The 26,698-nt window shown below is 35.7% G+C and carries 21 protein-coding genes; 6 read left to right on the plus strand and 15 right to left on the minus strand.

Annotated elements, in window-relative coordinates; translation table 11 throughout:
* The first annotated feature begins 74 nt into the window (after positions 1–74).
* From IR022_RS16855 to IR022_RS16870, 4 genes are all read left to right on the plus strand, one after another.
* Positions 75–1,526: an MFS transporter gene (locus IR022_RS16855; RefSeq protein ID WP_194204612.1), complete on the plus strand. Its 1,452-nt coding sequence runs from the start codon at positions 75–77 to the stop codon at positions 1,524–1,526.
* Between the two features lie 262 nt (positions 1,527–1,788).
* Positions 1,789–3,198, plus strand: coding sequence for a 23S rRNA (uracil(1939)-C(5))-methyltransferase RlmD (gene rlmD / locus IR022_RS16860; RefSeq protein WP_050711068.1), 1,410 nt, complete (start codon positions 1,789–1,791; stop codon positions 3,196–3,198).
* Between the two features lie 108 nt (positions 3,199–3,306).
* Positions 3,307–4,467 carry a nicotinate phosphoribosyltransferase gene (gene pncB, locus IR022_RS16865; RefSeq protein ID WP_194204613.1) on the plus strand — a complete coding sequence of 387 codons (1,161 nt, stop codon included), beginning with the start codon at positions 3,307–3,309 and terminating at the stop codon, positions 4,465–4,467.
* A gap of 86 nt (positions 4,468–4,553) precedes the next feature.
* Complete coding sequence (locus tag IR022_RS16870) at positions 4,554–5,159, plus strand: cysteine hydrolase family protein (protein ID WP_199330327.1); 606 nt, start codon at positions 4,554–4,556, stop codon at positions 5,157–5,159.
* Between the two features lie 82 nt (positions 5,160–5,241).
* Here IR022_RS16870 and IR022_RS16875 read toward each other — a convergent pair whose 3' ends face one another.
* From IR022_RS16875 to IR022_RS16900, 6 genes are all read right to left on the minus strand, one after another.
* Positions 5,242–6,342 (minus strand): hypothetical protein, encoded by a 1,101-nt coding sequence (locus IR022_RS16875; protein WP_194204614.1) that lies wholly within the window; start codon positions 6,340–6,342, stop codon positions 5,242–5,244.
* 152 nt (positions 6,343–6,494) lie between these two features.
* Complete coding sequence (mutL, locus tag IR022_RS16880; protein ID WP_194204615.1) at positions 6,495–8,339, minus strand: DNA mismatch repair endonuclease MutL; 1,845 nt, start codon at positions 8,337–8,339, stop codon at positions 6,495–6,497.
* 106 nt (positions 8,340–8,445) lie between these two features.
* Positions 8,446–10,101, minus strand: a complete 1,656-nt coding sequence (locus IR022_RS16885) for an OstA-like protein (RefSeq protein WP_082204205.1) — start codon at positions 10,099–10,101, stop codon at positions 8,446–8,448.
* Between the two features lie 120 nt (positions 10,102–10,221).
* Positions 10,222–11,592: a peptidylprolyl isomerase gene (locus IR022_RS16890; protein ID WP_050711063.1), complete on the minus strand. Its 1,371-nt coding sequence runs from the start codon at positions 11,590–11,592 to the stop codon at positions 10,222–10,224.
* Positions 11,593–11,688: 96 nt separating this feature from the next.
* Positions 11,689–12,594: a peptidyl-prolyl cis-trans isomerase gene (locus IR022_RS16895; protein WP_050711062.1), complete on the minus strand. Its 906-nt coding sequence runs from the start codon at positions 12,592–12,594 to the stop codon at positions 11,689–11,691.
* A 50-nt stretch (positions 12,595–12,644) separates the two neighbouring features.
* Positions 12,645–14,615, minus strand: a complete 1,971-nt coding sequence (locus IR022_RS16900; protein ID WP_194204616.1) for a peptidylprolyl isomerase — start codon at positions 14,613–14,615, stop codon at positions 12,645–12,647.
* A gap of 257 nt (positions 14,616–14,872) precedes the next feature.
* Between IR022_RS16900 and IR022_RS16905 the strand changes: the two genes are divergently transcribed.
* The gene (locus IR022_RS16905; protein ID WP_194204617.1) at positions 14,873–16,195 is read left to right on the plus strand and encodes an MATE family efflux transporter; all 1,323 of its coding nucleotides are present in this window, start codon (positions 14,873–14,875) and stop codon (positions 16,193–16,195) included.
* On the opposite strand, the gene mtgA is transcribed toward IR022_RS16905, so the two are convergent.
* The 8 genes from mtgA to rsfS all read right to left on the minus strand — a co-directional run bounded on the left by mtgA (position 16,161) and on the right by rsfS (position 24,387).
* Positions 16,161–16,841, minus strand: coding sequence for a monofunctional biosynthetic peptidoglycan transglycosylase (gene mtgA / locus IR022_RS16910; protein ID WP_194204618.1), 681 nt, complete (start codon positions 16,839–16,841; stop codon positions 16,161–16,163). The genes IR022_RS16905 and mtgA overlap by 35 nt on opposite strands.
* A 267-nt stretch (positions 16,842–17,108) precedes the next feature.
* A complete protein-coding gene (locus tag IR022_RS16915) occupies positions 17,109–18,260 on the minus strand; it encodes a porin (protein ID WP_194204619.1) in 1,152 nt (383 codons plus the stop codon).
* 128 nt (positions 18,261–18,388) lie between these two features.
* On the minus strand, positions 18,389–19,150 hold the full coding sequence (locus IR022_RS16920) for an ABC transporter permease (RefSeq protein ID WP_194204620.1): 762 nt from the start codon (positions 19,148–19,150) through the stop codon (positions 18,389–18,391).
* Positions 19,147–19,875 carry an ATP-binding cassette domain-containing protein gene (locus IR022_RS16925; RefSeq protein WP_194204621.1) on the minus strand — a complete coding sequence of 243 codons (729 nt, stop codon included), beginning with the start codon at positions 19,873–19,875 and terminating at the stop codon, positions 19,147–19,149. The genes IR022_RS16920 and IR022_RS16925 overlap by 4 nt, the downstream gene beginning before the upstream one ends.
* 18 nt (positions 19,876–19,893) lie before the next feature.
* Entirely contained in the window at positions 19,894–20,841 is a 948-nt protein-coding gene (locus tag IR022_RS16930) for an ABC transporter substrate-binding protein (RefSeq protein ID WP_194204622.1), read from the minus strand.
* A 3-nt stretch (positions 20,842–20,844) separates the two neighbouring features.
* On the minus strand, positions 20,845–21,696 hold the full coding sequence (locus IR022_RS16935; RefSeq protein WP_317174090.1) for a phosphatidate cytidylyltransferase: 852 nt from the start codon (positions 21,694–21,696) through the stop codon (positions 20,845–20,847).
* A gap of 188 nt (positions 21,697–21,884) precedes the next feature.
* Positions 21,885–23,930, minus strand: a complete 2,046-nt coding sequence (gene ftsH, locus IR022_RS16940) for an ATP-dependent zinc metalloprotease FtsH (protein ID WP_050711055.1) — start codon at positions 23,928–23,930, stop codon at positions 21,885–21,887.
* A 97-nt stretch (positions 23,931–24,027) separates the two neighbouring features.
* Positions 24,028–24,387: a ribosome silencing factor gene (gene rsfS, locus IR022_RS16945; RefSeq protein ID WP_050711054.1), complete on the minus strand. Its 360-nt coding sequence runs from the start codon at positions 24,385–24,387 to the stop codon at positions 24,028–24,030.
* Between the two features lie 513 nt (positions 24,388–24,900).
* Here rsfS and miaA point away from each other — a divergent pair.
* Positions 24,901–25,821, plus strand: coding sequence for a tRNA (adenosine(37)-N6)-dimethylallyltransferase MiaA (miaA, locus tag IR022_RS16950; protein ID WP_194204623.1), 921 nt, complete (start codon positions 24,901–24,903; stop codon positions 25,819–25,821).
* Here miaA and IR022_RS16955 read toward each other — a convergent pair.
* Positions 25,801–26,658 carry a hypothetical protein gene (locus IR022_RS16955; RefSeq protein WP_194204624.1) on the minus strand — a complete coding sequence of 286 codons (858 nt, stop codon included), beginning with the start codon at positions 26,656–26,658 and terminating at the stop codon, positions 25,801–25,803. The two genes, miaA and IR022_RS16955, sit on opposite strands and share 21 nt — an antisense overlap.
* Between the last annotated feature and the right edge of the window lie 40 nt (positions 26,659–26,698).

The raw sequence follows: 26,698 nt of genomic DNA on the forward strand, positions 1-26,698 counted from the left end.
TGCATAAGTACCATGTCCGTTTAACTATTAAATATATTACTATTCTTAAATATAAAAACAGACTCTAGACTATTATGACTAAATTCTCTAAAGCCTTTTGGGTTGCCAATTCCGTCGAATTATTGGAAAGGTTGGCATATTATGCCGTCTTTATCGTTCTTACTATTTATTTATCCAATGTATGGGGCTTTTCTGATGTTGAATCGGGATTGATCTCGGGTACATTCTCTGCATTACTTTATCTTCTGCCTACTTTTGTTGGTGCTTATGCTGATAAAATAGGTTTCAGAACATCTATTATTATAGCTTTTGCACTTCTTACAATCGGATACTTTGGTTTGGGTATATTCCCAACTATGTTCGAAAATGCAGGACTGGTTAGTTATGGTGCTGGAACGGGAGAAGGGATGTTTTCTTCATTTTTTCAAGAGAGAGGGCTTGTTACTTTCGGATATGATACCGAATTTACTGGGCTTTTAGATAGTTCTCAACGTTGGTCTATTGTTCCTATTCTCTTATTGATTGTTATAGGTGGAGCATTTATTAAATCTGTAATATCGGGAACGGTAGCACGTGAAACTACAGAGAGTACACGCGCACGTGGATTTGCTATATTCTATATGATGGTGAATATTGGAGCTTTCACGGGTAAAACTGTGGTAGATCCACTTCGTAAAAGTTTAGGCGATATAGGTTTAGTATATCTAAATTACTTTTCTGCATCTATGACGTTACTAGCTTTAGTTGCTGTTTATTTCTTCTATCAATCATCGAATGTTTCGGGACAAGGAAAAACCTTTTCAGATATATTTAAAGCTTTAGTGAAAGTTTGTAAGAACGGACGTTTAATTGCTCTTATCCTTATCGTAAGTGGTTTCTGGATGGTACAACAACAGATGTATGCTACTATGCCTAAATACGTTATTCGTTTGGTAGGACAAGAAGCATCTCCTGGATGGATTGCAAACGTAAATCCGTTGGTTGTATTTCTTCTGGTTAACCTAGTGACTACAGTGATGCAAAAACGTTCGGCTTTGGCATCTATGACTGTTGGTATGTTTATTATCCCAATATCGGCATGTATCATGGCTGGAGGTTCTCTTATGGGAAATGACTTGCTCTTTGGTACTATTCATCCTGTGACTTTCATGATGATTGTGGGTATTGCATTTCAAGCATTGGCTGAATGTTTTATATCTCCTCGTTTCTTGGAATATTTTTCTCTTCAAGCTCCTAAGGGTGAAGAAGGGCTTTATCTTGGCTTTAGTCACTTGCATTCGTTCGTATCTTCGTTGCTTGCATTTGGTATTTCAGGATTCCTTTTGCAAAAATATTGTCCCGATCCAAAAGGATTCTCAACGCCCGAAGCCTATGCTGCGGCTACTGAGAATGCGCACTATATCTGGGTATTCTTCTTTGGTATAGGATTGGTTTCGGCTATTGCCCTTGTTATTTATGGAAAGATAACTCGGAAGATGGATGCAAAGAAAGCTGAATTAGAAGCAGAGAAAGCAGAAATGGCATAAGGAACTATATTTAATATAAGAAAAGTCCTCAAGTAAAAAACTTGGGGACTTTTTTGTGATAAGGAAGTCGAGAAATAATAATAACTTATTTTTTAGAATAATTAGCCCATTGAATCAATATTGATTTATGGGCTTAATTTTTTATATTACTTTTGCAGCACAAGTATATAGAAGATAACAGTCTGTTGCTATATTGTTTATTTGGTAAGGCTTGTTAATGTCAACTACAAAAATAATAAAGAGGTCTGCGACCTAAATAGAAATGAGAAAAGATAGAAAACCACAACCGATATATCCTTCGGTCGAAATAGTAGATATTGCAGCCGAAGGTAAGGCTATTGCAAAGATCGATAATATGATCGTGTTTATCCCTTTCGTAGTTCCCGGTGATATTGTAGACCTACAATTAAGCCGTAAGAAAAAGAATTATGCCGAAGGTAAACCTATTCGCTTCGAAAAGTATTCGGATATACGTACCGAAGCTTTTTGTGAACACTTTGGGGTATGTGGTGGTTGCAAATGGCAAATCTTACCTTACGAGGAACAATTAAGATATAAGCAAAAACAAGTAGAGGATAACCTTACTCGTATCGGTAAAATAGATTTACCCGAGATAAAACCGATTCTAGGTTCAGAAAAGACTACATTCTACAGAAATAAACTAGAATATACTTTCTCCAATAAAAAATGGCTGACTTGGGATCAGGTTAAATCAGGCGAGACATTCGATAATATGAATGCACTTGGTTTTCATATTCCTGGTTGTTTTGACAAGGTATTAGAAATCAATAAATGTTGGTTGCAGGAAGATGTGTCGAATCAGCTTCGAAATTTCATCCGTGATTATTGTTATGAAAAAGAATATACATTTTTCGATCTGAGAAATAGAGGAGGATTGATGCGTACCTTAATTATTCGTACATCAAGTACAGGAGAGTTAATGGTGATCGTGGTATTTTATGACGATGACAAAGAAAAGCATGAAGATGTATTGAATGCTATTGCCGAAAAATTCCCTCAGATTACATCTTTATTGTATATCATCAATCAGAAAGCCAATGATACGATAACCGATCAAGAGGTCTTAACTTGGAAAGGTAATGACTATATATATGAAGAGATGGAAGGTCTTAAATTTAAGATCGGACCGAAATCATTTTATCAAACCAATAGCGAGCAAGCTTACAACTTATATAAAATAACCCGTGATTTTGCAGGATTGACAGGTGATGAGCTGGTATATGATTTATATACAGGAACGGGAACTATTGCCAATTTTGTGGCTCGCAATGCTCGTAAGGTAGTAGGTATAGAATATGTAGAAGATGCAATTGAAGATGCAAAATTCAATTCTCAAAACAATAAAATCGAAAACACCTTGTTTTATGCAGGTGATATGAAGGATATTTTAACTCAAGACTTTATCAATGAACATGGTAAGCCCGATGTTATTATAACTGATCCTCCCCGTGCAGGTATGCACGACAATGTAATTGAAGCAATATTATTTGCTGAGCCCGAAAAAGTGGTTTATGTGAGCTGTAATCCTGCTACACAGGCCAGAGATTTGAATCTGCTTGATGCTAAATATAAGGTGGAGAAAGTTCAGCCAGTGGATATGTTTCCTCATACACATCATGTTGAGAATGTAGTTTTATTGATTAAGAAATAACAATTTCGTATTTTCGGTGTTATTTATGTAGAGTAAAGAGGTCGATGACCTTTAAATATATGAATCAGTGAAATTTGATTCTGCATTGATAAACAAACACAACCGATTATGATTATAAAACATTTTACGGACAACGATCTATATAAGTTTTCTGTAATGCTTGCTATACAGAAGTTATATCCACGTTCGTATGTAAGATATGAATTCATAAACAGAGGTCATACCGAATTTCCTGAAGGGTTTGCTGAACGCCTTGAACAAGAGGTGCAAGCCATGACTCAATTGAAAATGACCAAAGAGGAAAAGAAGTATATAGAAAGACGTTGTTATTTCTTCGATCCTGCATTTATAGATTTTCTTGAAGGTTATCAATATAATCCAGAAGAAGTTCAGATAACACAACAAGGTGGCGACCTTAAGGTGGTGATAGAAGGTCATTGGTATCGTACAGTACTTTGGGAAGTGCCACTTATGGCAATAATCTCTGAGTTGTATTTTATTATGGTTGGAGAATCGCCTCAAGGAGTAAAGGAAAAGACATTACAAAAGGCGAAAGCTCTAGTTGAGATGGAAGCCGATTATTCGGACTTTGGTACTCGTCGCCGTTTCTCATTCGATGTACATGACGAAGTAGTAGGTACTCTTCGTGACAGTTCAGGCGATCATTTCAAAGGTACAAGTAATGTATATCTGGCAATGAAACACAATACTACGCCTATCGGTACTATGCCGCACGAGTGGTTTATGTATCATGGGGCATTATTTGGCTATCGTGCTGCAAATATTAAAGCTCTCGAAGCTTGGGTAGAGGTGTTTCAAGGAAGTCTAGGTATTACTCTTACTGATACATATACAACAGACTCTTTCTTCAAGTCATTTAGTTTGAAACAAGCTAAATTGTTTGACGGAGTGCGTTGTGATAGTGGTGATGTTATTGAGTTTACTGAAAAAGCTATCCAGTTTTACAAAGAAAATCGCATTGACCCTGCATCTAAAACAATAGTTTACAGTGATTCGTTGAATCTTGGAGAAGTAAAACGTATAAAGGATTTCGTAGGTAATCGCGTTCATGATACTTATGGAATTGGAACTTATTTTACAAATGATGTAGGTGTAAAGCCTCTGAATATTGTAATTAAATTATCAGCAATAAAAGCTAATCCGAAGGGTGAGTTTCTTCAAGCAGTTAAGCTTTCGGATGTAATGGGTAAGAATACGGGTAATGAGCGTGAGATCGAAATCTGCAAACTAACACTTGGTATAGATTAAGGTCTTAGACTTTTGTTGCTTTGGTAAACATAACAACTTCAGTTTGTAAGGTTGCGTATGCCATTAAATGCTATTATTTATTTAAGATGAAAACAATAAGTTTTATTCTATTACTAATTTTCTCATTAACGATGAATGCACAACAAAAAGCATTAGTTATAATTGATATACAAAATGATTACTTTGCAGGAGGAAATATGCCTCTTGTGCGTAGTGATGAAGCCGTTTTAAATGCCAAGCTGGTTTTAGAACAATTTAGGAACGAAGGTCTTCCGGTTATACATATACAACATGTATCAGATCGTCCGGGTGCTACATTTTTTGTGCCAGGAACACCAGGAGTAGAGATTCATTCGGAGGTAGCTCCTCTAAATAAAGAGAAGGTAATTGTAAAGCATTTTCCTAATAGTTTTAGAGAAACAGAACTTCAGGATTATCTAAAAGAGTTAGGTATATCTGATCTTGTTATTTGTGGAATGATGACAAGTATGTGTGTAGATGCAACTACTCGTGCAGCTAAAGATTTTGGCTATAATTGTACAGTTATAGGAGATGCTTGTGCCGCTCCTAATTTAGAGATTAATGGAAAAACGGTTAGTGGAGAAAATGTACATAATGCATTTCTTGCTGCGTTAAATTATTTCTATGCTACGGTGGTGAATGTAAAAGATTTTAATGGTGCGAATAATTAGTTAGGTATAATAAAAAAAAGTGGGGTTATTCGTTATTAGTGAATAACCCCACTTTTTTATAAGTGAGTACTTAAGAGATTTTTTATAATAGTTGGTCTATTATTTCGTCAGTATTGTTTCCCCATTCGTGATCAACAGTAATGTCAAAGCCTTGATTATTCTTAAATAACAATCCTTTTATTGTTATTTGTTCATTTGGATTTATAACAATGCCTTCCTTGATACGGATCATAAAAACTACATCCATATTTTTCACATCTTCTCCTGGTCTGGTAGGATCTATAAGATATTGTCTTTCTATTTTATTCGTTCTCGATCCTTGGAGATACAAATCATAGCTTAAAGGAGCACTTGGATACATTCCAACAACACTATAATTAATATTAATATTTTGCAGCATATAAAAACTGAAAGGATTCTCTTCATTTATTGAGCTGAATTTATTTCTGTCAATATAAATACTAGAGTATAGATGTGAATGATCTGGATCGACCCCAGAAAAAACACTAGCGCCATTATACATCAGATTATAAGAAGGTTGGAAATACGTAGCATATGGTTGTGGAGCATTCTTATCTGTAACACACAAGATGGGTATGATTGTTTGTACATCGCTTGGAGCTTTATCTAAATCAGATATTGCTAGTGTAATTTTACCTACAGACCTTTTTAGTTTGACAGTCTCTTGTATATCAGTATTGCTTACTTCAAAATCTGTTGATCCATGAAATTTATTAGGATTTGTAATATCCTCAATAATAGTTGCTTCAATAGGTTCAGAAGATCCCAGTGATCCTCCGTTTGGATTGACTTTCTCGGATCTTATTGGTAACTCAGAAGCAAAAATAGCAATTCTGTAACTACCTTTCTTTATTTTAAGTTTAAAGACTGAACCAAGATCAGAACCCTCTAGCGTATTGCTTTCAACGACTTCACCTTCTATCTCTGGGTGAGCTGGATCTCTATTAAATACTACATAGCGGAGGTATTTTATCTTATTATCGGCTAAACTCGATCTAGTGGATATTTCTGAGGTCTCAGAAGAAAAGTTGCTAATGTTAAATGAGACTTCCCTCAATTCATTTTCGGACTGAGTGCCTACAACGTTGTTGTCATCGCTACTACAAGAATATCCAAGAATAATAAAGCAGCTTAATAGAATAAAAAAGAATGATTTTTTCATAAATTGTTAGTTGTGTATGTATTGGAATACAAAAGTACCTAAAAGAAATAAATATTTACGTTTTTTTAGTTAAAATAAACCCTTTATACTTCTATAAGTGGAAGTGTAAAGGGTTTTATGTAAGGCTATTGTTTTATATGAGAAAGGCTGAGTTATTTAAATCTTCTATCAATCTCCGAATCATCAAAGATTGAAATTATGAGTTTGCCATCAGGTGTGTATTTGTGCGATGGTGAAGCCAATAAACGATTTACGATATCACTAGTCTCGTCATTAGTTAATCTGTGTCCGTATGGTATGGCAGCAGCATAGGCTAGTGATAATGCTAAAGCTTCTTGTATTTCGTCTTTCACATCACTACCGGTTTCAATACTTTTGGTGACCATATTGTGAATCAATTCTACCGAGTTGATCTTATCAATCTCTGAAGGAACACCATTTATGGCGTATGAGTTATTCCCCAGATTACTAAGATCGAAACCTACGGCTTCTATATCATCTAACAAATAAGGAATCATGGCAGCCTCCGAAGCTGAAAATTCTACTATTTCAGGAAATAGAGTTCGTTGTGAGATACCTCTTTTAAGTTTTATATTTTGTAGAAACTGATCGAAGAGTATGCGTACATGAGCCTTACGCTGATCTATCATCATCAATCCCGACTTAACAGAGGTAAGTATATATCTGTTTTTGTATTGATAATGTAGGGAGTTTGAGCTTTCTTCAAACAGATCAGATTCAGATGATCTTATTTCTATTGCTTCTCCTGCTTCCGAACTATCTATATTGGTGTCTGTTTCGAAACCTTTATATAAGCTTTCCCAATCAAAATTAGGACGTTGATAGCTACTTCCTCCTCCTTGGTTGTTACCACCCGATGAGGCTGATTTAAAAGGATTATAGGCAGGATTTACGTTAACCTGTGGTCGTGCAGCATTCGTAACTCCCGGTGTATGTATTGGTATATCAATAGCATCCAGTGTGTCAAAATCAATAGTAGGCACTTCGTTGAATTTGCCTAATGCCTCTTTAACTGTTGCTGCTAGTATTTGCCAGATTGGTTGTTCGTTTTCGAACTTAATCTCTGTTTTCGTTGGATGTATGTTTACATCAATAGTATCAGGACTAACTTCTATATAAATAAAAAAGTTAGGATTCTCTCCAACGGGTATTAGTGGTGCAAATGCTGATGTTATAGCTTTTGCAAAATATGGATGACGCATGTATCTGCCATTCACAAAGAAGTATTGTTGAGCACGGGCTTTGCGAGCCGATTCGGGCTTGCCTACAAAACCATATATTTTAGCAATGGTGGTTTCTATCTCAATTGATATTAATTGTTGATTGAAGTTTTTACCAATTACATTGATAATGCGTTGTTTGAGATTAGAGGCAGGATATTTTATAACTTCAATATCATTTTCGATAAACGAAAATTCAATCTCGGAGTTTACCATAGCAACCCTTTCGAGTTCGGTAAGTATATTTTTACGTTCGGTTTCGTTCGATTTTAAGAACTTACGGCGTGCAGGAACATTGAAGAAAATATTCTTGATAGCAAAGTTACTTCCGTCTGCACAAACAATTTCTTCTTGTTTCTCTACGGTAGATCCTGCAATAACAAGATGTGTACCTACTTGATCTTCTTTACGTTTTGTTTTTAGCTCAACATGTGCCACAGCAGCAATAGATGGCAAAGCTTCTCCACGGAATCCCATGGTGCGTAAGGCGAATAAGTCTTCTGCAGTACGGATTTTAGAGGTTGCATGTCTCTCGAAAGCCAATCGTGCATCGGTACTCGACATACCTTTGCCATTGTCTATGACTTGTATTAATGTACGTCCTGCATCCTTTATTATAAGTTGTATGCTTGTAGCTCCTGCATCAATCGAATTTTCGAGAAGCTCTTTGACTATAGATGCCGGGCGTTGTACAACTTCACCGGCAGCTATTTGGTTGGCTATTGAATCGGGAAGTAAATGTATAATATCATTCATTGCTTTAGTCGTTGAGTTTGCTTTTATCTAAGATTCTGCAAAAAAACTGTAAGAGTCTTTCTGTAATTGTGTATTCTGCTTACCTAGTGCAAATATAGGTATTCTTCTAGTTCGCAGGTGGAGCAGGTACGTTTGATCTTGGCTTACGAGGATCGAATCCGCCTTTTCGCTTCACTTTTCTGAATACATCATCCCTATCAAGAGGGCGTAAATAATCGAGCCATTCGAAGTCCGGTAATCTGCCCTGATCAGGTTTTAAGTCTGAGAGAGGAATCATCTTTCCCGTTGCTTTAGGCCAGAGTTTGAGTTTTTCTATCTTTTTATCTTTAAAGTCAATAGACAAGTAACTGCTCTCGGTCTGATTCATTCCCATCATAGATTGATCTTTTTCTTCGGGATAGAATATCGACTCGGCATTTCCTTCTACCAGAATATGCTTAATTTGTTTATTGTCAAAGAATGCTTTCAGACTCCGCCCCTTCAACTGATTGAAGTGTATGGAATCTTTCTGTTCTATTGAAAAAGCGTTAGGTCTTACGTGAGCCCTGTCAATAGTACTGTCATTGAAGAATATACTGATGGAGTCTCCTAATATCTGATTATTTTCATTCCATAGAACAGGATTCTTATACATGTAGAGAATCGAATCTTTTGTTTTGAATAACAATGAGTCGCATACTCCTTGCAAGTCGGTACGGAAGAACCTTACATTATGATAGGCTTTTATTTCCCTAAATATCGAATCTGTTATAAGTTTAAGGGTATCCCCATGAAGAAACAAACTATCAGGTTGTGAGTATTCAATGGCTCGAGCTGAGTCGGTTGCCATTGCATAATTCGTGATTTCGTTATAGTAACCATAATTTCCTGTAAGTATTATCTTCTTTATGGTATCTTGCAGGAACATATTTCCGAATACTTCTCCGTATCCGTCCTTTTTATGATAAGAGATAGAGTCGCCTATGAGTATTCTGTTTCCTTCTTTGTTGATAATACGTGATTGATCCAAAAGTAGAGAAAGCTCATTGGTGGTATCATACCAACCTCTGGTTGAATATATGGTTGCACTATCCGATTCTATTCGTGTAGGACCCAGTATGGTAGCAACTTTACTGTTTGTATTATACAACAAAGTATCGGTAAACATCACAAACTTATCATTTGTAAGCTTCACACTGTCTCTAAATAATGCAAGCTGTTTAGTCGGTTCATATTGTCCCCAAAATGAAGTCAGTTCATTTAAAGAATCTACTAGCATACCTCCATCAAAGTAATAGCCAATGTTGCTTAGTCTGTCATAATCTAAACTATCGGTAAATAATGTTATGTCTCTGTTTACCAGACGCACATTGTTTCTTACTCGTAACAATTGGGTATTTCCATCATATTGAAGATAACTGCCATAAAGAAAGAGTGTATCTCCTTGTTCGACACGTACTGTCCCGAATGCTTCAAATTGGTTAGTGGCTTCATCCAGATAAGCACTGTCACAATACATAAAAGCTCCATCGTGATACAGAACTACATTGTCTATTAAGATTTGAGGGTCGAAGCCAATTCTTTTATTTAGGGTTTCTGCCTGAATTAGTTGTATAACCTTCTTGTTAGCTGCCGAGGCTGCCGTTTGAGGGGTTATAGGATGTTGAGGCTTCTGCTGTTGTACCCAAGCTTGAGCCGAGGTATATAGAACAAGCAGGCACAAAATAGCTGCTATGTGCATTTTGCGCCTGTTTCTTGGAGAATTCTTTATATCGTTGTTCATCTTTTTTGTACTTGCTATCAAGAAGTTTATTCTTATGTAGCAAAGATGTAAATTGTTTAAGTCCTACAAAATAAATCTCAGGATTTCTATTACTCGCAAGTAATAAGTTGTGGTACTGATTTATTTAATCCAACCCGAGTATTGGAAGTCACAGTTTTTCCAATCATCGTTAATTCTTACGTAGGTTGTCTTAATTTTATCTTGTACCCATTTCTTAAGAACATCATCTCTTTTTCTGCCTTCAACAATCGATTTCATTACCTGATAGTCATCCGAAAGGTTGGCTTTGTGAGCATCAATTCTACCTTTTAGTCTTACAATTGCAACAACTTCTTTTCCATTGTTGTTAAGCATAGTGAAGGGTTTAGACATTTCGCCTACTGCCATTTTATCTACAACTTTAGATACTTGTAATGGTAGATCTTGCATCTCGAAGTGTGATGTTCCTCCATAATTACTGTAGTCGTTCTTATTTACCATAAGACCCTTGTTGTTACGTGAGTCTTTGTCTGCCGAAATGTGTGTAGCGGCTTCTTCGAAAGTAAATTTCTTAGCCTGAAGGTCCATAAGAAGGGAGTCCATACGAGTTGTAGTCTTTTTTAATTCTTCAGCAGGAACTTTAGGACTTAATAAAATATGACGTGTATTTATACGGTCACCTCTTTTATCGATAAGCTGTATGATGTGAAAACCGTACTCAGACTCTACAATATTTGATACTTTCTGAGGGTCATTTAGCATAAATGCAGCATTGGCATATTCGGGAACAAGTTGTGCACGTCCCATATATCCAAGTTCACCACCTCTTTTAGCCGATTCCACATCTTCAGAATATAATAAAGCTAATGTTGAAAAGCTCGATTCTTTTTTATTTACTCTATCGGTAAACTCTCTCAATCGATTTTTTACAGCATCTATTTCAGCAACAGGTATAGTCGGAAGCATCGTGATGATTTCAACTTGTACTGTTGTTGGAATAAATGGTAAACTATCTTGTGGTAATTCTGTATAATAATTTCTAATCTCAGATGGAGTTAGTTTTATATTACCAACTATTTTTTGCTTAACTTCCTGTATGATTTGATTATCGCGCATTGGCTCTCTTAGCTCTTCGCGCAATTCGCTTATCGTTTTATGCGAATACTCTTCGAGTTTTTCTTGTGAGCCAACAATTGCTATCCTTCTGTTTACTTCTCTTTCTACCATCCTTGAAACATCGCCTGCGCTAATTTCAATACTGTCTAATTTGGCTTGATGCAGAAATAGTTTTTGAACTGCCAATTGCTCAGGTATTATACAATATGGATCACCATCAAAATGCTCTTTTTCAAGTTGCATTTGCAATTTTACTCCTTCGATATCGGATTTGAGAAGGGCCTCGTCTCCAATTACCCAAACCACCTGATCAATAACATTGTCTTGGGCTTTCAAATTAAATGAAATAGAGCTTATTAAGCTAAAAAACAGTAATGCTTTCTTTAAAACGGTCATCCTTGTATATTATTAAAAGAGGCGTAAATATAGCAATAATAGGTTGAAGTTATATTTGGAATATATTAAAAGAAGTTATAAGCCTTTGTCAGCCTACTATTTCTTGGTGTTATTCTCCTTTTTTTGATAGAATTTTATCTCATCTGCATCCGTAGCTTTCTTATACAAATCTGTTTCGATCTGTTTCAGGAAAGATTCTCTATGTTTATTGATCAAAATATCGGTTATTTGAGGTTTGGCATATTCATAAGGAGCTGTTGTTCCCGATGGAGCAAATTCTTCGATATGGAGAAGATAAACATATAGAGAGTCTTGTGTCTCGAAATTCTTATTTGTCTTCACAAACTGATCTACATTACTTATCGGAGTAGGAATGTTGGTTGCAATATCATCAAAATTGACCCAACGATCGTAAAAATAATCATAGATAACAGCATTCTGGAATGAAGCTTTCTCTATTTTTTCTTTAGCACTTTCTGATTTCGACTGATACCATTGTCTGAAATTGTTCACCTCATTAGATGAGCGGGGAATTTTCAGGAATAATCCTTTAACAAGACTCGATTCTAATTCGAAGCTTTCAGGATGTTTGTCGTAATAATCCTTCAATTCGCTTTCCGATATTTTTTTCGATAGTTCCTCTTTCAGTAATTGTTCAAGATATGTAAAGACAGTCAGCGATTGACGGTAATTCTCCACAAGTTCGTTTATTCTGTCCTGATCGGTCACATTCTGCTTAGCCTTTTCGTAAATCAACTCATCATTAATCCACATTTTTATATAAGCATCAGCAGCAGTAGTACTATCGGCAGCACTTAGCCCCTCAGGTATAGCAGTTTCTATATCAGCTTGATACAACGTTTTTTGATTAACGGAAACTATCGGATGGTTTGCCTTGTCTGGGTTTGCCTCCGATTTAGAGGAGCAGGCAGCAAATACTGATGTTATGACTGATATTATCAGTATAACATAAACTTCTGATTTTCTTTTCTGTTTAATCATTTTGCCGTTTTTTATGGTATGATACATATTTCTGATGTAAGAAATATACCTTATTTTATACTTTGTAGCACATCTTTGTTAATCTCTACTTTATATTTATTGTGGAGATTCTTTATCCATTCTTTCTCAATCATAGATTGATAATCTGCAACAACTTGCCCTCTGGCATCATCTAAAGTTTCAGGAGCATTTATTAATCTTCCTTCTACTATAAATTTAGGATAGCCTATTATCTCTCTATTGTTCTTTGTTTTGAAAATAGTCCTGTCAATAAACCCGTTGTCGCCCTTGCCCCATAACCCTTTTTCAATATAAACAGATGGCTCTTTATTTATATTCAGGTTCTTGGTTAAGATTTGTTGTAAATCGGGAGAACCTTTATGCTCTTTTATCAAGTTTTCAGCCTTTTGTATGGTGGCTTTATCTCTTGCATGAATTACATATCCTTTATACTTTGGCGAATCCCATTTGTATTTCATCGGGTCTTTATCGAATAACTCTTGTAATGCCTCTGTATCATTTTGAGCTTTCTCCCATACTTCCTGATTCATTACATTAAATAGCAAAATTCCCTCATAATACTCTTGGGTAAGATGGCGAAATTCAGGGTATCTATCCGCAAGCGTTGATTTTTGAACTTCTTGCTGTTTAGCCAGAATAAAATCGTTCACTTTGTATGATAAAATATCTGTTGACAATGTAAAATTGGTCTCTGGGTCTTCTACTAAAAAGTCGATAAAGTCAACTACTGTGTAGTTTTGAGAACCAATTGATAATAAAACCTGATTATCCAGATAAGCAATCTTTTCAAAATAAGCAGAATCGGCAATGTGAAAGTTGTTTGCTATTGATTGAAGTTGATTATATACAAGCGAATTTACGATATACGGATATTCTTGTGATAATCTTTCTCTCTGCAATTTCTTTACAAATTCGTTTCTATCGGTTTGCGTGACAGATTTTGTAATGTCTTTTTTCATCTCTTCCCAAGGTAGTAAAGCTACTTTGTTTAGATTTTTGAAAATATGAAAGCCATAATCCATTTCCAAAGGAGGTGATACCTCGCCTATATTGAGGTTGAAAAGAGGAGCTTCAAAAACTGTGGGTATTGGGTTGCTTACACCAAACCATCCTAATACACCACCCCGATCGGCGGTCTGTTTATCAGCAGAGTATCTAAAAACCGTCTGGTCAAAATCAGCTCCGGATATTAATTTATTATATACTTCGAGGGCTTGATTACGAACACTGTCTTTCTGATTTTGATCCGAATCCTCATAAGGATAAGGTAAAAATATATGAGCAAGGTGTAACTGTCCTAAATCTTTTCTCTTGTTGAATACCTTTATTAGGTAATATCCATCATTAGTTCTTATGGGTTGCGATATTGTATTTAGGTCTGCATTGTATATAGCTTCTTCTATATCTTGTTGTAACATTAAGGCTGTCTTCCACCCTAGATATCCCGGTATGCTAGAGTTTGTGCTAACGCTGTCGTTCGAAAATTGGAGAACTAACTCTTCAAATTTTTCATCACCTCCATCGATCGCTGATTCTCTTATAGATACAATCTTATTGTATGCTTCAAGAGTATCTTTTGGTAAGATATTTCCTTTTGGAAAAGCTATAAATAACTGACTTATCTGAATATTTTGACCTAATCTGTCATAGATTTTTCGGGCAATTGTATTCGTAGATATTGTATCTGTTGTGTATAGTTTTTGGGTTTGATCTAGGTATGTGGAATACTCCTTTTTGAACGATTGATCTTCGTTTAATCGCAGATTTTTGGCCTCTGCGACTTTTAGCTTGAAGTTAATAAACGATTCTAAAAACTGATCGATTGATTGTCCTTTCGTAGAGTTATTATTATCGGCTTTGTTGTAAGCATATTTAAAATCAGATACAGTAATTTGTTCTCCGTTGATTCGCATCAATACAGGATCAGTTGCTGACTGTCCGTAAGCTGTATGACAAGACAAAATAATAATAAGTGTGGAAACGAATTTAATTATATTCATAAAATTTAGGGTAGATAACAATTAAACAGGTTTATCTAACTGCAAAGATATTAAGATTTTCTGAAATCTTTTCAGTATTAAGATATAAGCTATTTGAATGAATCTTAATTTTTAACAAATTGAAAGATCATTTCTAAATATTAGGGTTACCGTTTTTTTACCTTAGTAAGAATGGAGGCAATAGTAGGTGAGTGATGAAGTATATGTCAAAAAACTATTTTATATTGTTTACTTTTGCAGAACTTACTTTTATAGAAATGAATAAGAATATACTGAGACTTGCAATACCCAATATTATATCGAATATAACAGTACCTCTGTTGAGTATGGTAGATATGTCTATTGTAGGTCATTTAAGCCTTGATGTGTATATTGGAGCTATTGCAACAGTTAGTATCATCTTCAATTTTATGTATTGGAGTTTTTCTTTTCTCAGAATGGGCACTAGTGGCTTTACGGCTCAGGCATATGGTGCAGAGAATAATAAAGAGATGGCTACTATATTGTTACGCTCGTTGTTGATAGCTTTTGTAGCAGGATTATTAATCATACTCTTCCAGAATATTATTTTTGATGTAGCCTTTAAGGTTATCAAAGCAAGTAGCAATGTTCGATTGTATGCAGGTAATTATTTTCATATTTATGTGTGGGCTTCACCCGCTGTATTGGGAATGTATGCTTTTTCGGGTTGGTTTGTGGGGATGCAAGATGCCCGAACTCCCATGTATATTGCAATAGCCGTTAATATAATCAACATAAGTCTGAGTCTGGTATTTGTATATGTGTTGAATATGAATATCGAAGGTGTTGCTTTAGGGTCAACTATTGCGCAAATTATGGGCTTTCTTATTGCATTTACTATCTGGTACTTCAAATACAAAGTTGTAAGAATTAATATCGATTTTCATCGATTGAAAAATGTTGCGGCGTTTATACCCTTCTTTCGGGTAAATACAGATATTTTTCTGCGTACCCTGTTGCTTATTATTGTAACTACATTCTTTACTTCTTCGTCGGCTAAGATGGGTAATATCACTTTGGCTGCCAATGCTTTATTGATGCAAATGTTTACTCTATTCTCGTATATTATGGATGGCTTTGCGTATTCGGCAGAGGCTCTGACAGGGAGATATATAGGTGCAAAAAGGCACGATGTATTGAAGACGTTAGTCAAAAGACTTTTTGCTTGGGGTGCATTACTGGCTGTGTTCTTTACCGTTATGTATGGATTGTTTACGGACGAAATATTACAGCTACTGACAAATAAGACCGATGTGATTGCAGCTTGTAAAGAATATCAGATATGGGTATTGCTAATACCTATTGCAGGATTTTCGGCATTCCTTTGGGATGGTATCTTTATTGGAGCAACGGCTTCCAAGCAAATGCGAAACTCTATGTTTGTAGCTGCTGCTTGCTTTTTTGCAATTTATTATTCGTTGTACGATAATTGGGGAAACAATGCTCTGTGGTTTGCCTTTATTGTTTATTTAGGGATGCGGGGTATAATGCAAGCTTTCCTATATAGAAAGATTAGCGCATCATTCAATCAAAATTTACAGGAGGAACCTTGCTCATAAGGCTTAGTATCTTTGCTTTTCTCTTTTGGATATAATTGGATGGCTTTGCAGAGTTAAATTTCTTCGGATTGGGTAATGTGGCTGCTATAAGAGCACATTCTCCTGCTGTAAGTTTACTTGCCGATTTGTTGAAATGTTTTTGGGCAACGGCTTCTGCTCCATATATGTTTTCTCCCATCTCTATGGAATTAAGATACACCTCCATTATTCGTTTCTTACCCCATATAAATTCTATCAAGACTGTGTAATAGGCTTCGAGTCCTTTTCTTATATACGATTTCCCATGCCAAAGGAAAGCATTCTTAGCAGTCTGTTGAGTGATGGTACTGGCTCCACGTACACGTTTCCCTTTTTCGGCTTCGTCCTGAGCTTTTTCTATTTGCTTAAAATCGAACCCCGAATGATCCATAAACAGATTATCCTCTGAGGCTACCACCGCCAAGGGTAGCTTTTGTGAGATCTTATCGAGAGGAACCCATGTGTGCTCGCATTCTATCTTTCCTTCTGTAAATAGCTGGCTTATATTATTAGAGACCATATATGGAGTGTAGTATACGGGCACAAATTTAAATACTACAACTTGTAGTATGCTGAGTATAAAAAGACTGATAATAATATTGCGAACCCATTTCCAGAATCTCTTCATTGCTGGCTTAAACTATTAAGTAACCAAAAGTATTTAATGATCTGTTTTCGAGCTGTTACAACCTATTGTTATATACCTACCCGAAGATTAAAAGGTCTGAAACCTTAACAGAAAATAAATGATATAATTGAATTGCAAAAGTAGCAAATTATCCCTGATTTTAATGTGATTTTACTATTTGAATAAAAGGTGAAAAAGAGAAATCTGTATCTCCAGTTTATAGGGGTACAGGTTTCTCTTTATATTAAATCTTAGATTCTTCTCTTCTTAGAATAAGAATTGTAGCTGAGAATATACAACGTTAGAATTGCGTGCTCCCCATTGGCAAGAATAGTCAGAGTATGTATAATTTAATTGTACTCTACATTGTGGGAAGAAATAGTAATTAGCACCTACTGTATAATCAATAACCTCTGCGTTGGTATCTTTATTTTTGTTGTAATAATCAACCTTGCATGTTACATTCACTTTATTGGGAACAACATTATAAAGTACTGTTCCATATAAGCCTTCTTTTTTGATGCCTCCGTCGTTTCCATGTAACCATTCTGCTCGACCATAAAATCTGTTTCCACGATATTCGGTACTCAACGCCCAGCGGTCTCTTGTATGGGTAGCCGCAGGTGCTATCTTTTCATCCAGCGTATAAGTTGCAGATCCGAAATAAACACTACCTCCAAAGCGGAATCCCTTTATAGGTTGTAAAATTACTTGTGCCGAAAAGTCTTTCTTGTTGTCTTTTTCAGGAGAAGATATACCCGAACCCTGAAATACTCCGATACCGTATTCCAGCAGGTCATAACCTTTCATATTGATTAAACTACCCGACGCATTGATACCTATATCACGACCTCCGTTGTTTCTTCCGTTTTGTAGTTTCATAACATCGTCTGCCATACTGGCAAGACTCGAAATAGATCTTGTGTTATAAACTGTTTCAAGTTGAGTTAATGAAAATTGATTCTCTATAGTGAAAGGAACTTTCATTTGTCCTACCTTAAGGTTGAATGCATTAGATGGAGACCAGATACCATAAAGCTCGTGAACTAAAGGATTTACGAAGTCAGCTAAAACAGTATATCCAATATTGTTATATAATTTACCGTTCATACTAATAAAAACAAGTCTGGGATTTAAGTCATGCTTTATGTGCGAAACATCACTATACTTATACATTAAAAGGGCATAACCTCCAAAATTCAAGTAAGGAGTATTAAAAGCCTCTCTTATCTTTTGGGGAATTAATCCTGTTTCACTTTTTACTTCTTTGGGCTGATTTTTTAGTATAATCTCATCAGCCTCCTGCTGAGTAAGTACTTGCTTTTCTACTAGTTTTCGAAGTAAGGTTGTGTCTGCATCCTGAGCATATATAGTCGTAAATGCCAGGAGTAGGAATGAGATGATGAATAGTTTTTTCATGATCGTATGGTATGAGATGAATAAGTGTGCGAACGTACAAAAGTACTATTATCTTTTTTTATTGTCTATGATATATAGGAAGTATCTATTATCTTTTTTTTAGATTTTTAATATTTTATCTGATTTTCTTACAATTTTCTCCATTTGCAGATCAATTGATCAGCAATGTCTAGGAGGATAAAGAGAATTAACCCCATAAAAGAAAGTGTAAGTATTCCGAAAAACATCTGGATATAATCAATTCTCATCCACGAATCGGTAATGTAGAAACCCAGACCTTTATCTGTGCCGAATGTTTCAGTAAAAAATAATGCTGACAGAGCAATGCCTAAAGCGACCCGTAGAGATGAAAATGTTTCGGGTAATATGGCAGGTAGTGTGATATGTATTATTTTTTGTAGGCTAGTAGAATGTAATGACGTTAGTATGTCATAATCTTCCTTGGGAATATTGCGCACTGCATCACGAATGTTGATAGTAAGCTGAAAAACAATGATTAGTACTATGATAATGATTTTGGAAGTATCTTCTATTCCGAATAATATCATAATAACGGGTAGAATAGCAAGCTTAGGCAGTGGATACGAAAAGTAAACCAAAGGGCTTAGTATCTTATTAATTGTTCGGTTGTATCCCATAACAATACCAATTGTAAGAGCAATGAGTAAAGAAACTCCCAATGCTATTGCTATACGTCGCAGGCTTGCCAGAATATGATCTAAGATTCCATTTTCCAAAGCAATTTCGTACGACTTATATACCTCGAAAGGAGAGGGGAGGGCTTTTAAGTCTAAATATATAGATGCTATATACCATATTGCGTGGAACAATATAAAGCCAAGTGCCAAGAACCCCATATAACGGAGAATGTTTTTTGTTTGTTGTTTCATTCTATCACTCTTTCTTCAAAAAGGTTTAATATGTGGCTAGCCAATTGCATTTGTTGGATATTATCTGTTTCACCTAGCGTATTATTTTCTATTTGTTCCACTATCGTTCCCGATTGTTTATCCATCAATAATATGTGTTTACAAGTGGCTGTGGCTTCAAATATATTGTGGGTAATAAACAAGGTTGTAATATTATACTTCCTCCATAACTCTAAATATAGCTTTTGTGAACGCATGGAGGTAAAGGAATCTAAAGATGAAAAAGGTTCATCCATCAAAAGGAGATCGGGTTTGTATATAAAAGCACGAGCCAAAGCAACCCTTTGTCGTTGCCCTCCACTTAGCTGAATAGGATACCTGTTCAGTAAATCTTCAATTTCTAAAGTTTCAATAATATCTTCTGCCTCTGTCTTATTATAGCTTTTAGACTTATTGAGTTTTATGGGTAAGAGAATATTTTCCTTTACTGTTTTCCAATCAAGCAAACCATAAGATTGAGGTACATATCCGATGGAAATTTTTTGAGAAAAGAATGGTTGATTATTGTAAATAATATCTCCGGAATACTCTTTATGTATTCCACTTAATATCTTCAAAAGGGTAGATTTCCCACAACCTGATGGTCCTATGAGTGCATAACCTTCTCCATCATCTAAATTCAAACAAAAGTTATCCAATACTTTTGTTTTTCCATACGATGCTGAAAGGTTATTTATTGAAATCATGGAGAGTGATTAGTTGTCTTACTTCCTTATAAATTGTGCATCTAATAAAGATGATTGATCAAAGTCTGATTTAATCAAACCTTTATTCTTTAGCCAGTCAATAGTTGATACTATTTCTTTATCTGCTGGAAGTTGAGTAGGCGAATAATCAGGAAGTTGAGTTTCTTTGATAATCTCCTCAGGAAAGCCGAGTTCTTTACTAAGTATGTCTTTAACATTTTCAGCTGAATGATTTTTAAGATATTCAACCCCCATGTTATATGCTTCGTACATTTTTGTAATTAAAGCCGATTTGTCTGTTATTGCTTTCTTATGAAATACAATACCTGTGATGCTGAATCCTAAGCTGTCATTTGATGTTAGGATTTTATCACCTGCATTTTGAGCCATCAAAGCAAAGGGATTAGGTAAGCCTGTTGCATCAATCTTGTTATTGCGTAACATCTCGAATCGTACAGGAATTTTATTTATTTCAACTTTCTTTACATCCGAATCGGTAAGACCCACTGAGTTTAAAGCCATATCTGTAATAAAATCAATGACAGTGTTCTTTGATACGGCAATTTGTTTGTCCTTTAGATTGCTGAGAGTATTGATGTTACTTTTATTTGATGCAACAATATAGAAAGGCGCATCGCATTTTGAGGTTAGCTTTAGATCAATACCTCCCGCTTTTTGCAGAATAGCTCCCGTATAATCTATAATGCAACCATCTATATTTTCGCTTTGAAAAGCAGCATCGCGATCATTCGCCGAATAAAACTTGTGCAATTTAATATCCAGACCTACTTTTTCGAAGTATCCTTCTCTTTGTGCAACTGCCAATGGCAAATAATCCATCGATGACATTACTCCTAAATTAAGAGTTTGGGGACTGCTGCTATTTTTTGAAGAGTTAGAGCAGGAAATAAAAAACAAGGATATAGCAAATACTGCAAGAATTGGCAGTAACGTAATTTTTTTCATGTCTTACTTATAAATGAAGAACGATACAATCTCGATATATATAAATAGAGCAGGTATCGAGAAGATAACGCTATCGAAACGATCGAGAATGCCTCCATGTCCAGGGAGAATATTTCCCGAATCTTTAACATTTAGAGTTCTCTTGAAAAGAGATTCTATTAAATCGCCTAATGTACCAAAGGTGATCATAACAAGAGCGAATCCAATCCATCCCCATAGAGGAAGTTGTGTGAAATAGTTTGCAAATATAACAGACGCACCAATAGAGAATATTGCACCTCCGAAAAAGCCTTCCCATGATTTCTTGGGAGATATGCGTTCGAACATACGATGCTTGCCGAACAACGAACCTGTAAGATATGCAAACGAATCGTTTACCCATATGAAGACAAGCAAAGCCAGTAAGAATGCATAGTGATAGCCTCCGTTATCCATATCGTAGCCAAAAGCGAGATAACTGAGTAATGAAAGGGGAATGGCTAAATATATCTGCCCCAACACCGCATATGCCAGTGATTGAATAGGGTTGGTACGTTTTAAGTATAGTTCTGAAATGAATAATGATAGAACATAAATTCCATAAGGAACTAATGTTATGAGAGATTTTTCAGTAGATGAAAAGAAAAAGTATCCACCAATAAATAGGAATAAACCACCTAAAGTATTTAGAATTCTGCTTAACTCTGCATTTTGGGTTTTACAAAGCAATCCGTAGAATTCATATAGAGCAAGTGCTGTGATTAGAGAAAATACTATCAAAAAGGAGTATTGATTATATAAGATGCCTCCCATTAGGACGGCTATAAATACGATGCCTGTGGCAATACGGACTCCTAGATTCTTTATATTCAACACTTATTTGATAGTTTTTGTGATATGTAATTAGATTACAAAATAATATTATGCTATGCTTTTATCTCTCTTAGTCCTGTATATTATGCTTTTGAGCAATATAAGATTCAAGATTTGAGCATTATGAGTGCAAATATAATAAAAAAGGTATAGCTCGTGAAAACTATACCTTCTTTGTTTATTTTAAAAAGTTACTCGGACTGGTTCTCTTCAGCAATTATTCCCGGAGGAGAGCTGACTTCTGTTTCGGTCTGTGTTTCTTTTTCTTGTTTCTCTTTTTCTTCTGCTTTAGCAGTATTATGTTCTACTTCCTTTTGGATTTCTTCTGAACGAGATATCCATGGACGTGTACCAAATATGTCTTTTAGGTCGGTCGCAAAAATAACTTCTTTCTCGAGTAACAAATCAGCCAATTTATTATGACCTTCAGTATGTTCTCTCAAAAGCTGTTTTGCTCTTTCGTATTGACTGTTGATCATCGCTTGTACTTCTTTGTCAATCAATAACGATGTTTCTTCGCTATATGGTTTTGTAAAGCCATAACCTTGACCCGAAGAATCGTAGTAGCAAATGTTAGGAAGTGCATCACTCATACCCATGTATGAAATCATGGCATAAGCTTGTTTTGTAACACGTTCCAAATCGTTCATTGCACCCGAAGATATGTGTCCGATGAAAACCTCTTCTGCAGCACGTCCTCCAAGTAATGCACACAATTCGTCAAGCATTTGCTCTTTGGTTGTGATTTGTCTTTCCTCAGGAAGATACCAAGCAGCACCCAAGGCTTTACCTCGTGGTACGATTGTTACTTTCACTAAAGGATCGGCATGTTCAAGGAACCAACTTAATGTGGCATGACCTGCTTCGTGAATAGCAATAGTTCTTCTCTCGTTGAGAGTTGTTATTTTGCTTTTCTTTTCAAGTCCTCCAACTATACGGTCAATAGCACTTGTGAAGTCTCCTTCTGTAACCACTTTCTTCCCGTTACGAGCAGCTATCAAGGCGGCTTCGTTACAAACGTTGGCTATGTCAGCTCCCGAAAAACCAGGTGTTTGACGAGAAAGGAATTCCAAATCAACCGAATCGTCTATTTTGATAGGACGAAGGTGAACTTTGAATATTTGTTTTCTATCATTAATATCTGGTAGATCAACATAAATTTGACGATCGAAACGTCCTGCACGAAGCAGAGCTTTATCGAGAATGTCGGCACGGTTAGTTGCAGCAAGTACGATAACTCCACTGTTTGTTCCGAAACCATCCATTTCTGTCAATAACTGATTCAATGTGTTTTCGCGTTCATCGTTAGAACCCATGTTAGGGTTTTTACCTCTGGCACGACCTATGGCATCTATCTCATCAATAAAGATGATACAAGGTGCTTTTTCTTTGGCTTGTTTAAATAGGTCTCTCACACGAGAAGCTCCTACTCCCACAAACATTTCAACAAAGTCAGATCCCGACATAGAGAAGAAAGGTACATCGGCTTCGCCGGCTACGGCTTTCGCTAGTAATGTTTTTCCTGTTCCCGGAGGGCCTACAAGTAGTGCACCTTTAGGTATCTTTGCTCCAATTTCGGTATATTTTGTTGGGTTTCTAAGGAATTCTACCATTTCTTCGAGTTCTTCCTTAGCTCCTGCCAATCCAGCTACATCTTTAAATGTAGTTTTGGCATCGGGCGAACCTTTATCGTATAGCTGAGCTTTTGATTTTCCTACACTGAATACTCCACCACTACCTCCGGAACCTCCTCCCGACATACGACGCATAATATAAATCCAAAGACCTATAAGTAATACAAAGGGGAGTAATCCGACTAGAATATCGGTGAAATCGCTTCCTGTTTCGTAACTTACATCAATTTTATTAGAACTGTTTGCAATTACTTTGTCATAGAAATCAGAAAATTTGTCAGCCGAAGGAATACTAACTATTATAGAAGGGTTTTTCCCCATCTTTGCAGCACCTTCCTGAAAAATATGTTGTGCAGAATCAGGGCGTATATATGCCTGAAGTTCATTTTTCTTGTTGAATACAACAATTTTTTCTACATAGTTTTGTTCAGTGTATTTTTGAAAGTCAGACCAACCAACTTTTTTCACTACAGCATCTTGTGAGAAGAAGTATATTCCTATGATAGACGCTAATGCAATAATATATATCCAGTAGCTTGATACAGGAATTTTAGGTCCTTTTCCGCCCTTCTGAAGTAAATTTTTGTTATCTTTCTTTTCCATATAGTATAATCAGGAACTAACTAATTGTTTATGTTTTTTAGATGTTCTGTTCCGTGTATGAATAACATCTAAAAAAATGATTGTTCATTCGTCGAGATTAATCTATGTCCGGAATTCTTTCAAGCTTTGCGTCAGCCCATAGATGTTCCAAGTCATAAAAATCTCTCAATTCTGGTATAAATACATGAACAATAACTGTGCCATAATCAATTCCTACCCATCTTGCTTCACGCAAGCCGTCTGTAGTAATAGGTCTGTCCTGTACTTTCTTTTTAACACTGCTAATAATTTCGTCCGAAATAGCTGAAACCTGCATCGGAGTATTTCCGTCACAGATTACAAAATATTTACAGATAGCACCCGGAAGTTCGGATAAGTCGATAGTTACAATGTTTTTAGCTTTTTTTTCCTGACAAGCAGCAATTATGTGATTAACTAAATTTTTTACGTCATTCATTATTTGAGGATCAATTGTTTTAATTTTAATGCTGTAATTTTCAAGTATAACAATTTGAATATGTTATACTCTAAATAGCAATTTATAGATCGGAGACCTAATAGGATACAAATATAACTGTTTTTTTTATTAATGCGAGTCAAGGCTTCATTTATCTATATACTATGGATGCAATCAGTTACAAGTTTACAAAAGGCGATAGATGAGGGGTATTTATCAGTTTGGTATATCGGAGCGATTTAAGGGTGTGGTCAGTTTCTGTGTTTTAGTGAAAAAGACACTGATTAAATTAATGGTGAGAGTTGAATATATCTGTTGTTACTCTTGTAGTCTTTTTATCTATTGTTGTTTAATAATTAGAGATTTATGTAGATGCTGGCGAGTGTGTAATTTATAATCTTTTCGTTGCTATTTGTTGCTTCATCGAATCTTTTGTGTTTGTTTTTTGTAGTACTTTTATGATCTGGGGTAAAATAGATACCTTTGATTTATCAAAATATAGTTTAGTTAAGTATGAGTTCATTCGATTTAATAACAATAGTGGGTCCGACTGCATCGGGAAAAACCTCTTTTGCCTGTAAACTAGCTGATGATTTGAATACAGAAATCATTAGTGGCGATTCGCGTCAGGTGTATAGAGGAATGGATATTGGAACAGGGAAAGACCTCTCGGACTATATTGTTGATGGTAAGCCAATACCATATCATTTGATAGATATTCGTGATGCAGGATATAAATACAATATCTTCGAATATCAGCATGACTTTTATCAAGCATATACTTCTATAAAAGAACGTAATAAGATTCCCGTTTTGTGTGGAGGATCGGGTCTGTATATTGAGTCTGTGCTGAAAGGGTATAACTTAATTAATGTACCTGAAAATAAAGACCTGCGTCAACAACTGGAAGGCAAATCGTTGACAGAATTGACAGACATATTAGCTTCTTATAAGTCTTTGCATAATAATACAGATGTAGATACGGCTCAGCGAGCAATAAGAGCAATTGAAATAGAAGAGTATAAGAAAATAAACAATGCTGATTGTAATGAATATCCTCCCTTAAACAGTTTGATTGTAGGTGTTGATATTGATAGGGAACTCAGGCGGCAACGGATTTCGATGCGACTAAAAGCGAGACTCGAAGAGGGGATGATCGAAGAAGTGCAATCGCTGCTTGATGCAGGTATTGCCCCTGATGATATTCTGTATTATGGCTTGGAATATAAATTTGTGACTCAATATCTTCTAAAAGAAATCTCTTATAATCAGATGTATTCAGAACTCGAAATTGCCATACATCAGTTTGCCAAGCGACAGATGACTTGGTTTAGGGGTATGGAAAAACGAGGACTTCATATACATTGGATAGATGCCACTTTGTTCGATGACGATAAGGTTGCGAAAGTTAAATCACTCCTCTTGCTTCAATGAATTAGGCAGCACCACTGGTATACTGTCTCTTTTAGCATCCAGATATTTTATACGCATCTGAGCTTTGTCTTTTGCTGTGGCTAAACTATCGCGTTGCAGCATTAGTCTGGAAAGCTGATAAGAATCTTTGATAGCTTTCTTCTGAATATTGGGCAGAGAGAACGTTGTTGTATTCTTCCCTTTCAAGGTAACAGTAAGCGGCGCATCTATATTTGTGGAAATAAAATTGGCCAGACCATTGTCATGAATAGAGGTTGCCTGTATTATTTCATATTGCTTACCCATATGGCTAAATCTGAATACAAAACCGTCTCCTTCTATTGATAAGCTTTCTGCAAAGTTACCATCTTTGGTGCTCACTCTTATTGTGTTATGTAGTTGTCCTCCTATATATACACTTTCTATGTACATGGAACCATTGTCGTTAACTCCTGATCGTAACATCATTGATGTTGGAGTGTTGCTCGAAACTGTTTTAGGTATATAGACTCCATAGTCATCGTCTTTTTCTTTTCTGTAAATAAACAATTTCTTTATAGAATCAATCTTAGGCTGATATATAACGATTAATGAATCGCAGCTGGTTATTTGTCTTTCGTCCGAAGCTCTTCGTACTTCCTGCTTTAAAGCCAAGGCGTCCTTTATTTCCTGAAAAGCTTTCGGGAATAAAACTTGAATACTATCTATTTGTTGAAGAGCAGTATTGTATTCTCCTTGTTCATACAAGGCACGTATATTGTCAAGATACTGAATTGCTTGCGGATCTTTTTTATCTCCACATGAAACTACTGTCAGAATCATTGCAGATAGTATAAAGGCATATATAGACTTTTTCATAACCGATGTGTTTTTTACAAAAATAATATTATTTTGCGGC

This window comes from Dysgonomonas sp. GY617 (genome assembly GCF_015233815.1).
Taxonomy (GTDB): Bacteria; Bacteroidota; Bacteroidia; order Bacteroidales; family Dysgonomonadaceae; genus Dysgonomonas_A.